Consider the following 12618-nt stretch of genomic DNA (forward strand, 5'->3'; position numbering starts at 1 on the left):
CTCAGCCCGCGGTCGACCCGGAGACCATCGGCAGCAGCGTGCGGCGGGCGAATTCGCGTCCGGCTGCTTCGTCTTCGATGGGGATGAGCCCGTCGGGGGTGAGGGCCAGCGAGAGCGCCAGCCGGGCCATGATCTCGGCGACCAGGTCGGGGTCGAACTCGGCGTTGTCGCCGTAGTCGCCGAGTTCGCGCAATTTCGCGGCCAGGTAGGTGCGGCCGACGGCGAGGATCGGTCCGGCCTCGGTGGTGAGGCGGGGCAGTACCAGGTCCGGTTCCGTGCGCAGCAGCCGCGACAACAGCGGGTTGCCCGCGATGGCGGAGATGAACGCGACGAAGATCTCCACCAGCTGATCCTCGGAGCCGGCGACCGTGCGCACCCGATCGTCGATTTTGGCGACGAACCGCTGAGCTTCCCGGACCGTCACCGCTTCGACGAGGTCGTTCTTCGATTCGAAGCGGCGGTAGAGGGTCGCGGGGCTGATCCCGGAACGCCGCGCGATCTCGCCCATGCTGGTGCGTTTGATCCCGAAGTCCAGGAACGCCGAGAGCGCGCTGTCGAGGACCTTCACGCTGTCGGTGGGTGCTTCGGACAGGATGCGCTGCAGAATCGGTGGTACGGGTGGCATGGTTTCCCCACTGTATCGGACCTTGTGTCCACCACATGACCTGCGCATTGGTTTCGTGCCGGGGGTCACTCCGTGGGCAGGTCGAGTTCGGCCATCTCCCGCTCTATCGCATTGGCCGCGAAATCTTCTCCGCTGGAACGGAGTTCGTGTACGCGGCGCCGTAGCGCCTCGATACCCCCCGGCTGCGCGGCGATATCGGCCACACCGACCCGCCCGGAATGCTCACACGCCACCCGTCACACCTCCTGCCGGCACCTGGGGTGCCTACACGCTCGGGCTCGCCCGAAACGCCGACGTCTTGCAGGACAGCGGGTTTCGAGCTCGCCCGTCTCCCCGGATACGTTGGTTCCATCGTATCAGCCACCAACTGGACGCTTGTCCGTAAAAGTGTCCGGGGAGGCGTTTCACAACTCCTCGGCAGTCTGGTGCTCGGACATATGGTGCAGGTAGACCATGGCATTGAGCTCCAGCCCGCGCTGCTGCTCGGGAGTGAGCTCCCGGCGCACCTTGCCCGGGACACCGGCCACCAGCGAACCCGGCGGAATCTGCGCACCCTCGGGGATCAGCGCATTCGCCGCGATCAAGCTCCCGCGCCCGATCACGGCGCCGTTGAGCACTGTCGCGCCCATGCCGATCAGGCAATCGTCTTCGATCGTGCAACCGTGCAGGATCGCGTTATGACCCACCGACACACCGGCGCCGACCGTGGTCGGGAAACCCGGGTCGGCGTGCAGCACGCAGCCGTCCTGGATATTGCTGCGCTCACCCACGGTGATCAGTTCGGTATCACCGCGCAGTACAGCGTTGTACCAGATACTGGCCTGCGCCTCGAGCTTCACTTTGCCGATCACGCACGCAGTCGGCGCGATCCACGCGGAGTCGTGAATCTCGGGCTGATGTCCGCTGACTTCGATCTTCATGAACCGAACTTAACCCGCCGGTGTCCGCGTCCGGGGAGACGGTGACCGCCGCGCCGCCTCAGCTCTCTCCGGATGTGGTGCCCTCCGCCGACTCGTTCAGCATCCACTCGGCGCCGATATCCGCCGGCAGGTTGCGCAGTTTGTCGGGGTTGCGGACGGCGTGGATGGCGGTGATCCGGCCCGCATCGACAGTGAAAGAGAAGACCCCCGGATGGCGGCCGTCGAAAACGAGCAGCCCCGGCGAGCCGTTGACCTCGATCGACCGGCCCCAGCCACCGGGCGCCGACGGTGCGTGATACCAGCCGAGCAGCATCTTGGCGATGAGTTCGGCGCCCTGCACCGGCTTGCGGATCGCGGGCACCTTCCCGCCGCCGTCCGCGGTGAGCACGACCCGGTCGTCGAGCACCCCCAGCAGGGCATTCACATCCCCCGACCGCCACGCCAGCGCGAACGCCGAAACCACCTTCCGGTGTTCGTCCGGTGACGCCGGGAAACGCGGCGTCCCGTCCTCCACCCGCTTCCGGGCCCGCGAAGCCAGCTGGCGGACGGCGGCCGGGGTGCGGCCCACCACCTCGGCGACCTCCGGGCCGGCCATACCGAACACATCCTGCAGAACGAAGGCGGTGCGCTCGGCCGGAGACAGCGATTCCAGTACCACCAGCAGCGCCATGGTGACCCGTTCGTCCTGCGAGATCCGGTCCGCCGGATCCTCCCAGTCCGCCACCGCGGGCTCGGGCAGCCATTCGCCCACATACTGTTCGCGCCGCACCCGCGCCGACCCGAGCTGGTCCAGCGCCAGCCGCCCGACAACCGTGCTGAGCCAGGCCTGCAGATTGTCGATGGGCGCGCCACCCGTTTCGTGATGCCGCTGCAACCGCAACCACGCCTCCTGCACCACATCGTCGGCATCGGCCAGGCTGCCGAGCGTGCTGTAGGCGAGCCGGCGCAGGTAGGGGCGCAATTCCTCGAAACGAGCGGCCAGGTCGGTGGGGGCGTGTCCGTCGGTCACTGCGGTTCCTTGTCCTCGGGCCGGTGGGCCGGGCGAAACGGTGTCGTCGTGATGACGAAAGCGGCACTCGGTCTGTGACAACCGCGCCGCTCACCAGGATATTGCGCCGTAACTGGATGCTTCCAGTTCACCGGCCGGTCTCGGCATTGCCGCAGCCACCGGCACCGCGATCGCTCGGCTACCTACTGCGCTGAGACCGGCGTGGCGGCGAGGGATGCGTTCGAAAGCCCTCGGGACCTGGGAGTGCGGTAACAGCACGGCGATCTCGCCGAGCTGCCGGTCGCGACAACTGGGCAATGCCCACCGGATCGGCGAAGTGCGCGGCGGTCCTCCCAGGCCTACGGCGCCCCCGCAGCCGCCCGCATGCGGTGGTGGTTAGGCTCGGCCGGTGCGTAGCGGTGTTTCGACGGCGGCCGGTCTGCTGGCCGGATTCGCGCTGGACCGTCTGTTCGGCGATCCACAGCGGTGGCATCCGGTGGCCGGGTTCGGGATGCTTGCGGCGTCCCTGGAGACGACGACCTACGCGGATCGGCGGCGGGCCGGGATCGTGCACGAGCTGGTGCTGGTCGGCGCAACTGTGAGCGGGGGCCTCGCGGTCCGTCGTGGGGGTGCGCTGCCGGTGGCCCTGGCGACCTGGACCGTGCTGGGCGGGCGAAGTCTGGCACGGACCGGGTATGCGATGGCGCAGCGGCTCGAATCCGGCGATCTGGCGAGAGCCAGGGAACTGCTGCCCGCGCTGTGCGGTCGCGACCCGGAGGTCCTCGATGCCGACGGGCTGACCCGGGCCGCGCTGGAGTCGATTGCGGAGAACACCTCCGATGCCGCAGTCGCGCCCTTGCTATGGGGTGCCGTGGCGGGTGTGCCCGGGCTGGTCGGCTATCGGGCGGTGAACACGCTGGACGCGATGATCGGCTATCGCAACGAACGGTACCGGCGGTTCGGCTGGGCTGCGGCGCGCGTCGACGATATCGCCAACCTGCTACCCGCGCGCGTGACCGGCCTGCTGACCGCGGTGGTGGCGCCGGCGGTCGGTGGGCGACCACGTGACGTCATTCGGATATGGCGCCGCGATGCGCGTCGGCACCCGAGCCCCAACGCAGGCGTGGTGGAGGCGTCGGCCGCGGGCGCGCTCGGTATCCGGCTCGGCGGGAGCACCGAATACCGGCACGGGATCGAACAGCGCCCCGAACTCGGCGACGGCCCACCCCCGGCCGTCGCCGACCTGCGCCGGGCGGTGCGGTTGTCGACACTGGTGCAATACGCGGCGCTTGCCTCGGCCGTAGTGCTGGTCGTGGCTCGGCCTGCGCCGAACCGCGCTTGAGCCAGAGCCACGATTGAGTCAGTCGTGGCGGCTGCGACTTGTCGAGTCGGTTACGAGGGAGCGTCCGAACCAGAGTTGGAGCTGGTCGGGTTCGGTTACTCCGCGCTGGGGGCGGATGGCGCCGGTCAGCCAGTCCTCCGGAAGCCAGAGCTCATTCGGGTCGTTGTACTCCGCCGCTTCCGTAATACCTCGGATCGTTTGATCGGCGAGCTGAAGGAACATCGTGAACGTCGACCGTGCCAAAGTGGTATTGATGGTCCGCCCATCCTTGGCGTCCGAGATTTCGACCCAATGCTCCGGAAGCTGCGGCAACGCGCGGTGTGCGACCTTGTGACGGATCAATACCCACCAGTCGACGAGGCGGACGAGGTCATCGTCGAGGCCTTCTGCGATGTAATCGAAGGTCAGACGCTTGCCGGAGCCACGGCTGGCGAGCTGGATCCGCCATGCGCCTGGTAGCAGCCCGGCAGATGCGGCATCGAGCGTACTGACGACTGCGGAGGGGCCGCCGGATGTGTTGGCACGTAGAGGTTAATCCTGCCAGGGCGACAGATCGGTGCGAAGATCGCCGACTTCGGCATTTGAGTTTGCAGGGTCTTGAAAGAGTCGAGAAGGCGGTGGCCTGTCGCGGCCGGTGAAGCTGGAAGCTCCATAGCCCTGGCTCAGAGTTGGCGAGGGGCTATGCTGTGGCCTCGTATCAGAGGCGGGCGGCGCCCAGGAAGGCGTCCCACTCGGCCGGTGTGAATACCAGGGCGGGGCCGGTCGGATTCTTGGAATCGCGCACCCCGACCACGCCACCGTCGAGGTGGGCGACCTCTACGCAATCGGCTCCGCCCTGACTGTGGCGCGACTTGAACCAGCGGGCTCCGGACAAATCAACCTTCACGTTGCAAAACTCCTTGCAATTTCTCTCAACAGGTCGCGGCTCGCTCGGGTGTCCGGTCCGGCCACTCGCAGGGTGGCAAAGGCCTCGCGAAATCTGAGCACATCCGCCTGCCTTTCAAGGTAGACGCTCCCTGTGTAGTTCTCGCAGTAGACCACCGGCGGCTGGGTCATCCTGCCCAGTGCATCAGTACCGAAGTCCATGATCGTGAAAGGTGGAAGTGCCGCCCCCAAGGGGATCCCGGCATCGAAGGGCAGGATCCGCACCTCCACATTCGGCAGGGTGCCGATATCGGCCAGGTGCCGCAGCTGAGCGACCATCACTCGCCTATCACCCACCACGGTCCGCAATACGGACTCGTGAAGCACGAATGATGCGGTGACCGGACGGCGTTTGCGGGTGAGGATGTGCTGCCTCTGCGACCGGACCTGCACCCTGCGTTCCAGTTCGTCCTCGGTCTCGTCCGAGAAGTAGCGGCGGTCGATCGCCCGTGTGTAATCCGCCGTTTGCAGAATGCCGGGGATCAGCAGGGGCTGGTAGGCGGCCAATTCCTGGGCTCCGGCCTCCAGTCCGACATAGAGGTTGAACCAGGACGGGATCAGGTCCCCGTAGGCATGCCACCAGGACTTGGCCGGTGTCTGTTCGGCGAGGCCCTGGGCCACCGCCGTTTGGTTGTCGTCGAGTCCATAGTTCTCACACAGTGCGAGGACATCGCGCGCCCGGACCCGCTCGGTCAGTCCGCGTTCCAGTCGGCTCAGCGTCGACTTGTTCCACTCCATCAAGGAGGCGGCCTGCTCCAACGTCATCCCGGACCCCTCCCGCGCCTCCTTGAGATAGCGGCCCAGCTGCCGACGCGGCAGTGTCCCGCCCACCTCGAGCGACCGATCCTCCTTCATGCGCTCCCCCTCTTGTTGCGTTACAAGCCGATTGCTTGTTGCAGAACGCGCCGATCATAGAATGTGTTGCACAACACTGCATGGTAGTTCGGTGAAATTTCGCTGACCAGCTGTTTTGCCCTGTATTCAACGGTTCCTGCGCGGCAGTCTCATAGCGAAGCCACCCGACCGAACACACCGGAGGTGCCCTGATGGATTCCGTTCCGCCCCTGAACCATAGCGCCGTAACCGCTATGACTGTCGACCGTGCACATCGAATCATGCAGGAGCACATCGACTGCCCAATTACAGTATGCCGCCTGAAATCGCAGGCCAAAACCATGCTGGTGGACCATGATCGGCTGGTTCCATCCGACCGTCCGCAGTTCGGGTTCTGATGGCCCTGGACATGGAGAGTCAACTGCGCGAACTCGAGATCGGCGTGATCCAGGATGTAATCGACGCCGTGGACGCGCAATTGAACGATGCACCGAATCTCGCGGTGCCGCGGTCCAGGGTCTATGCCTCGGTCCTCTATGCCGTCATGGTCAGCGCCACGGAATCCGGTCACTTCGGTGCCGGGATGCTGAGCAATGCGCCACTGCTTGACGCGATTCTTTCCGGTGACGAAGGCACCCAGCACGGTGCACTGGTCTTTGCCACGTTGGTGGGGCTGAATGCACTCGAGTGATTTCGGGATTCAGTCGTGTCCGGGCGACTCCGGCGGTGATCGGTCGCAGCGCCGGCCGGGTGCACTGTGCTGCAACGTGGGTGCGCGCGGCCGGAGTATCAGTCTGCGGCCGTTGAGAGTGTGACGATTTCGTTCAGCACCTCGGTGGGCGCCGGGAGTGCGGCGATCTGGTGCGCGGCCTTCGCGGTTGCTTCGCGCAGGTTCGTGTCCTGTAGTGCCGCGGTGACAGCATCGGGAAGAGCGGCGGCCGTGTCCACGACCAGCGCGACCCCGGCGGCCTGTGCGCGGGCGGCGTTGATCGGCTGGTCGGCGCCCTGCGGCCAGAGCACGAGTGGCACGGCCCGGCTCATCGCCGCCAGCACAGTTCCGGCGCCGCCGGCCGAGACCACCAGGTCGACGCCGGACAGCAGCTGGTCCATCGGGGCGAACTGGACGAAATGCACGGATTCGGGGTGTGTAACAAGTGGCGCGGCGGTCGTCTCCTCCTTCATCGCCATGCCGACCGTCGCGATCACGCCGGCGCCGGTGGCTGCGACGGCCCCCACCACCTCGTCGAGCAGGGCCCGGTCCGAGAAAATGGTGCCCAGAGTGACGAGCACGTGTGGCTGCCCAGGGTGCCGCGCCGGCGGCTCCCACGTCGAACCCGGTGTGGAATGCGGTTCCGGCCGCATGGGTACACGCGGTACATCGGTGCGGATATCCGGTCCTTGAACAGCAGGTGGGCAGGGGTCGATATAGCAGCGCGGTACTGCCGGGACGAGCCCGCGGTCGCTGTATCGCTTCGCGGCCGCGCCGGTGATCTCCGCGACGACCGGTTCGGGTAGCGCCGGGCCCAGGCCGATCTGATGCCAGGGCACCTCGAGGGTGGCGGCCACCGCCGGGCCGACGGTGTCGAACGCCTCTGCGATCACCGCGTCCGGACGCCATTCGCGCGCGGCCGCGACGGCATCGTCTATCGCTGTTTCCAGGCGGGCGCCACCGAAGATCTCGCCGATCACTTCCGGCGTGGGCTGCATGACATCGATCCCGGTGCGTTCCTGGGCGAGGAGCGAGAATTCGAGCGGCATGGTCCCGGCGGGAAGAAGGTCGGCGCCGGGCACTTCGCGTGCCACCACTTCGGCCATTCCGGAGCAGGTGAGAACGCCGACGCGGTGTCCGCGGTCGAGTGCCGTCCGCGCCAGTGGCACAACCGGGAACAGATGGCCGAACGCCGGGGTGACGGAGAAGAGTAAACGCAATTTTGCTCCAAAGGTGTGCACTGTTCAGGTGCGGAAAGCTCGGCGGTGCTTTCCGGATGATGTTGTGAAGAGTGTTTCCAGTGCTGCGGCACCGCTTTCGGAGTCGACGGTAGTGGGCCGCGGCGGACCGGCGGAGAGCCGGAGTCAGCGGATGACTCGCAGCGGCGATCGCCCATCGCAGTACGGTGTGACAGTGCTGTGGGTGGGGTGATCACTGCTGCTCCCGTACTCGTTCGACGGTTACGGTCAGCCGGCATGCGGGCCCGGTGCACTCGCGCCGGAGTAGGAGGCGAGGTCTGCGACCAGCTGTGCGAGGGCCGGGTCCTCCTCGTACCGGCGCTGGTGCAGGAGGGCGATTTTCGTGGCGATCTCCGGGTCCTCGTCGTCGGTGACATCGAAGGAGACGAAATTTTCGACGAGGGGCAGGCCGATCTCGTCGGTGCGCCGGTGCGCGGGGTGTTTCAGGTACTCCCAGTAGCCGTCGAGGTCCTCGATCACATAGGTTGCGCCCCATTCGAAGTCGCCGCCGATGTCGCGGCCCACCACGAACGAGACGACCGAGGGAATGACCCGCCCCTGGTTGCGGAGGCTTTCCAGTGCCTCGGCGACCTTGTCTGCGGGAGCATCGGGGCGCAGCGTGAGACGGGTGATGTGGTGGATCATCGGATTTCTGCCTTCCGGTGTAGGTGCCCGGGCCGGTCGTGGCTGCCGGACACTTCGAGAATCGCACCGGCACAATGGTGTTCGCGTCGGTGAAAATCACCTACATCGGCGGGGTAGGTGATCTCCGCGTACTGTTCGCGGCGTGGGTACACCGGCGCATGCTCTGGTCGGAAGGGACGAGGAATACCGCAGGCTTGCGGCGCTGACCGCGGGGGCCGCGGCGGGCGCCGGCGGGGTTCTGGTTGTGCGCGGCGAGGCGGGGATCGGTAAGAGTACGCTGCTCGACCACCTCCGGCGCACCGCACGCGGCGTGCGGATTCTCCAGGCATCGGGGTCGGAGTGGGAGGCCGAACTGCCGTTCGCCGCACTGCATCAGATGTGTGTGCCGCTGCTCGGCGGACTCGAAGGCCTGTCCACTTCTCACCGGACTGCGCTGGCGACCGCGTTCGGTGCCGGCGACGGCACACCGGAGATCTTCCGTATCGGGATGGCGGTACTGGAGTTGCTGGCCACGGCGGCGGAGAGCCGGCCGTTGCTCTGCCTCGTCGACGATGCGCACTGGGTCGACGACGCGTCGATGCGGGTACTGATCTTTCTCGCCCGCCGGATCACGGTGGAGCCGATCGCGCTGGTGTTGGCTACCCGGCACGGCTTCGCGGAACTGCCGAGTATCGAGTTGAGCGGGCTGGCCGGCGACGAGGCACACCGGTTGCTGGACAGCATCCGGGCGACCCTCGATCCCGCGGTACGCGACCGGATACTGGCCGAGGCCGGTGGCAACCCGCTCGCCCTGCTCGAACTGCCCGGTGCGGGTGGGTTTTCGCTCCCCGGCCCGGTCACGGTGCCGGGCCGGGTCGAACGTAGTTTCGCCGATCGGCTCACTGCGCTGCCCGACGAGGTGCGGTTGCTGCTGACCGTCGCGAGCGCGGACCCCACCGGCGACGCCGACCTCTTGTGGGCGGCGGCCGGCCGGCTCGGTATCGAACCGGCGGCGGGCGCCTACGCGGAAGCTTCCGGCCTGGTGGTGCTCGGTCCGGGCGTTCGGTTCTGTCATCCGCTCGCCCGGTCGGTGGTCTACCGGACTGCCGAGGTGCGGCAGCGGTATGCCGCGCACCGGACGCTGGCCGAGGTCACCGACCAGTTGAAGGACCCCGATCGGCGGGCCTGGCACCGTTCCCAGGCCGGGACCGGCCCCGATGAGGAGATCGCCGCCGAACTGGACCGCTCCGCCGCCCGCGCACGTGCCCGCGGCGGAGTGGCGGCGGCCGCGGCATTCCACGAACGGGCCGCCGCGCTCTCGCTGGACCCCGGCCGCCGATACCAGCGCACTCTCTCGGCAGCGCGTGCCCACTTGGATGCCGGTGCGGTGGACGACGCGGCCCACCTGCTCACCACCGTTACGGAAGCGAACGGCGACGATACTGCCCGGGCCGAGGTGGAGTCGATGCGCGGACGGATCGCGTTCGTCCGCCATTGCGACGGTGACGGCCCGGAATTCATGCTGCGCGCGGCGCGACGCCTCGCCGGCACGGATCCCGCGAGGTCGCGGGACTGCTACCTCGATGCCGTCGAGATGGCCCTGGTGGTCGGGCGGGCGAGCGGGGTGATGGACATGGTGGTCGAGGCGGCACGGTCCGCACCACCGGTCGCCGGCCCGCCCGACCTGCTCGATGCGCTCGTGCGGCTGACGATCGACGGCCACCGCGCCGGAGCGCGTCCGGTCCGCGAAATCCTCGCCGCACCGCCGCAATGGGCAGGCCGGCCCGCGCTGGCGGCGATGCTGGCCGTGGAGCTGTGGGATGTCGACGCACACGACATGATCACCGAACGGGTGCTGGCCGGTGCACGGGAAACAGGGTCGCCGCTGACATTGCGTCTGGGGCTGGGTATGCGGGCCGCCAGTGCGGTGCACATCGGAGATTTCCGTGCGGCCGCGGCGGCGATCGCGGAAGAGGAAGCAGTGGCGGATGCGGTCGGTGTGGCGCCGCTGGCATATCCCCGGCTGCACCTGGCCGCGTTGCGTGGCCGTCCGGCCGAGGCGCGGCCCGTGATCGATGCGTTCACCGCCGAGGCGAAAGTGAGCGGAACCGGGCAGACGATCGCTAACGCGCGCTGGGCGACCGCGGTCCTGAGCAACGGTCTCGCCGACTATCCGGCGGCGCTGCCTGCCGCGGCCGCCGCGAACCGGCACCGCGATCTGTTCGTGGCAGCGATCGCGTTACCGGAACTGGTCGAGGCGGCCGTGCGCTGCGGCGAGAACGAGCGGGCGGAGGCGGCGCTGGCGGCGCTCACCGAACGGACCGAGGGCAGCGGCACCCCGTGGGCGCTGGGGGTCGGCGCCTACTCTCGCGCGCTCGTTACCGGCGACGAGGACGCTTTCCGGGTGGCGATCGGGTATCTCGAGCAGAGTCCGGTGCGCCCTTATCTGGCCAGAGCGCATCTGCTCTACGGCGAATGGCTGCGTCGCCGCGGCCGGCGGCGCGACGCCCGCCGCGAGTTGCGAGATGCCCATGAACAGTTGACCGATATCGGAATGGGCGCGTTCGCCGATCGCGCCGCCGGTGAGTTACGCGCGACCGGTGAGCAGGTCCGCGGGCGCGCCGAGAGCGGTATCGACGGCCTCACCGGTCAGGAACTGCATATCGCCCGGCTCGTAGCGGGCGGTGCTACGTCGAAAGAGGTGGCGGCCCGGTTGTTCATCAGCCCACGCACCGTCGACGCGCATTTGCGCAGTATCTTCCGCAAACTCGGTCTCGCCTCGCGCCGGCAGCTTCGCGACCTGTCGGGACTGCACGAATGAAGGAGACGCCCGCAGATCCGGCAGCCACCGAGATCGGGGATCTGGGCGCTGCCGACTCACTCACCACCAGACTCACTCACCACCAATGGATATGAATGGCAGGCGCCGACCGAATCGGGGTCGGTGCATGCCGGCCGGCAGCGAACGGCAATATCTGCGGTCTCCGATGGCGGAGTAGATCCTGCGCGGGCATCCGGGACGCTGAGCACTCAGCGCGGGGTGCGACCGTAGCGGTCGGCCAGGCGTGCTTCCTTGGTGACGGGTTCGGGTTCGGATTCGGGGGTGGTCGGTTCGGGGTGCGCCGGGGCCCGCGACTTGCGGCGTTCCCGGATCTCGGCCCAGGCGAAGTAACCGAGGCCGAGTGGGGCCATGATGCCGAATGCCAGCCATTGCAGGCCGTAGGAGAGGTAGGGGCCGGATTCGAGCTGGGGGAGCGGGACGGGGGTGAAGGCGCCCGGCTGGTCGTCGGCGAGCTGGAGGTAGCCGCCGCGCTCACCCGCAGGCACCGGAGTCAGGGGTAAGCCGAGGACGGTGGTTTCCTGCGGGACGTCGATCGAGTAGACGTGCGGGATCCCGTTCTGTACGGCCGGGGCCCGCTCCGGGTCGATATTCTCCGAGACCCGCACCCGTGCCTCGAGGCGCTGGGTCCCGGTGGGCGCCGGTTCGATCGAGGGCGGCTGGGAACCGTCCACCGCGGCGACCAGCCCGCGATCGACCAGCAGTGTGCGGCCGTCGGTGAGAGTGAACGCCGACAGCACCCCGTAAGCGGGGGCACCGTCGAGATGCCGCAGGCGGACGAGCACGGTCGAATCCGGGACATAGCTGCCCTCGGCGTATACCTTCTGCCACTCGGTCGCCGCGTCGCCGTCGAGCAGATCGGTGATCGCGACGGGGGCCGCGTCCACCGAATCCTCGATCAACTGGTTGCGTTCGGAGGTGGCATCGTTCTTGCCCAGCTGCCAGGGCGCCAGCACCGTGAAACACATGTAGGCGAACCCGGCCACCACCGCGGCCAGGATCAGCCAGCCCGGGCGCAGCAGGAAGGCCAGGCGGCGCATCAGGCCGGCTCCGGTTCGGCGGCGCGGGCAGCGAGGGTGGTGCGGACCCAGTCCAGCAGGCCGGGCACCGCGGCCTCGATCTGGTCGCGGACCAGGTCGAATTCGGCGGTCGAGCCGTAATAGGGGTCGGGCACATCCGTACCGTCGGCGTCCGGATCGAAACTCCGCAGCAAGCGCCGGCGCTCCGCCGGCACCCCGCGGACGGCGAGGTTGCGGTCGTGATCGGTGGTCATCACGACCACCAGATCCGCGTCCTCGTGCTCGGCACCGAACTCGGCGGCGCGATGACCGATGGGGTAGCCGTGTCGGCGCAGGGTCTCGGTCGTGCGCGGATCGGCGTCGGCGCCCGTATGCCAGCCGTGGGTGCCCGCACTGCTCACCCGGACCCGATCGGTCAGGCCGGCGCGCGACAAATGCCCGGCCAGGATCTTCTCCGCCATCGGGGACCGGCAGATATTGCCGGTACAGACGAACGATATGTGCAGCTCACCCACGACTGCCATTCTGGCGGGTCGCACCCCGGCAGCGCCACGTA

The 12618-nt window shown here is 68.0% G+C and carries 14 protein-coding genes; 3 read left to right on the forward strand and 11 right to left on the reverse strand.

The window, feature by feature from the left end; all coding sequences use genetic code 11:
• Position 1: 1 nt before the first annotated feature.
• From ON22_RS08065 to sigJ, 4 genes are all read right to left on the reverse strand, one after another.
• Entirely contained in the window at positions 2–625 is a 624-nt protein-coding gene (locus ON22_RS08065) for a TetR/AcrR family transcriptional regulator (protein ID WP_033244936.1), read from the reverse strand.
• Positions 626–690: 65 nt separating this feature from the next.
• The gene (locus ON22_RS37220; protein ID WP_169332458.1) at positions 691–858 is read right to left on the reverse strand and encodes a hypothetical protein; all 168 of its coding nucleotides are present in this window, start codon (positions 856–858) and stop codon (positions 691–693) included.
• 171 nt (positions 859–1029) lie between these two features.
• On the reverse strand, positions 1030–1545 hold the full coding sequence (locus ON22_RS08070) for a gamma carbonic anhydrase family protein (protein WP_033244937.1): 516 nt from the start codon (positions 1543–1545) through the stop codon (positions 1030–1032).
• A gap of 58 nt (positions 1546–1603) precedes the next feature.
• A complete protein-coding gene (gene sigJ / locus ON22_RS08075) occupies positions 1604–2554 on the reverse strand; it encodes an RNA polymerase sigma factor SigJ (RefSeq protein WP_051157296.1) in 951 nt (316 codons plus the stop codon).
• Positions 2555–2942: 388 nt separating this feature from the next.
• Here sigJ and ON22_RS08080 point away from each other — a divergent pair, with 388 nt between their 5' ends.
• Positions 2943–3875: a cobalamin biosynthesis protein gene (locus ON22_RS08080; RefSeq protein ID WP_033244938.1), complete on the forward strand. Its 933-nt coding sequence runs from the start codon at positions 2943–2945 to the stop codon at positions 3873–3875.
• A gap of 18 nt (positions 3876–3893) precedes the next feature.
• Here ON22_RS08080 and ON22_RS36600 read toward each other — a convergent pair whose 3' ends face one another.
• The 3 genes from ON22_RS36600 to ON22_RS08095 form a co-directional block, all read right to left on the reverse strand.
• Positions 3894–4217: a hypothetical protein gene (locus tag ON22_RS36600; RefSeq protein WP_156052327.1), complete on the reverse strand. Its 324-nt coding sequence runs from the start codon at positions 4215–4217 to the stop codon at positions 3894–3896.
• A gap of 355 nt (positions 4218–4572) precedes the next feature.
• Positions 4573–4761, reverse strand: coding sequence for a DUF397 domain-containing protein (locus tag ON22_RS08090; RefSeq protein WP_033244940.1), 189 nt, complete (start codon positions 4759–4761; stop codon positions 4573–4575).
• A complete protein-coding gene (locus ON22_RS08095) occupies positions 4758–5654 on the reverse strand; it encodes a helix-turn-helix domain-containing protein (protein WP_033244941.1) in 897 nt (298 codons plus the stop codon). Before ON22_RS08095 ends, ON22_RS08090 begins: the two co-directional genes overlap by 4 nt.
• Before the next feature lie 376 nt (positions 5655–6030).
• Here ON22_RS08095 and ON22_RS08105 point away from each other — a divergent pair, with 376 nt between their 5' ends.
• Entirely contained in the window at positions 6031–6324 is a 294-nt protein-coding gene (locus ON22_RS08105) for a hypothetical protein (protein ID WP_033244943.1), read from the forward strand.
• A gap of 98 nt (positions 6325–6422) precedes the next feature.
• On the opposite strand, the gene ON22_RS08110 is transcribed toward ON22_RS08105, so the two are convergent.
• Complete coding sequence (locus ON22_RS08110) at positions 6423–7562, reverse strand: glycosyltransferase (protein WP_033244944.1); 1140 nt, start codon at positions 7560–7562, stop codon at positions 6423–6425.
• A 246-nt stretch (positions 7563–7808) separates the two neighbouring features.
• Positions 7809–8225: a Dabb family protein gene (locus ON22_RS08115; RefSeq protein ID WP_033244945.1), complete on the reverse strand. Its 417-nt coding sequence runs from the start codon at positions 8223–8225 to the stop codon at positions 7809–7811.
• A 142-nt stretch (positions 8226–8367) separates the two neighbouring features.
• Here ON22_RS08115 and ON22_RS08120 point away from each other — a divergent pair, with 142 nt between their 5' ends.
• On the forward strand, positions 8368–11025 hold the full coding sequence (locus ON22_RS08120; protein ID WP_033244946.1) for an AAA family ATPase: 2658 nt from the start codon (positions 8368–8370) through the stop codon (positions 11023–11025).
• 209 nt (positions 11026–11234) lie between these two features.
• Here ON22_RS08120 and ON22_RS08125 read toward each other — a convergent pair whose 3' ends face one another.
• Together ON22_RS08125 and ON22_RS08130 are read right to left on the reverse strand one after the other, a co-directional pair.
• Positions 11235–12083: an SURF1 family cytochrome oxidase biogenesis protein gene (locus ON22_RS08125; RefSeq protein WP_033244947.1), complete on the reverse strand. Its 849-nt coding sequence runs from the start codon at positions 12081–12083 to the stop codon at positions 11235–11237.
• The gene (locus tag ON22_RS08130; protein WP_051157297.1) at positions 12083–12586 is read right to left on the reverse strand and encodes a low molecular weight protein-tyrosine-phosphatase; all 504 of its coding nucleotides are present in this window, start codon (positions 12584–12586) and stop codon (positions 12083–12085) included. The genes ON22_RS08125 and ON22_RS08130 overlap by 1 nt, the downstream gene beginning before the upstream one ends.
• Positions 12587–12618 lie beyond the last annotated feature (32 nt).

Origin of the sequence: Nocardia carnea NBRC 14403 (assembly GCF_000308515.1) — a bacterium.
Taxonomy (GTDB): domain Bacteria; phylum Actinomycetota; class Actinomycetes; order Mycobacteriales; family Mycobacteriaceae; genus Nocardia; species Nocardia carnea.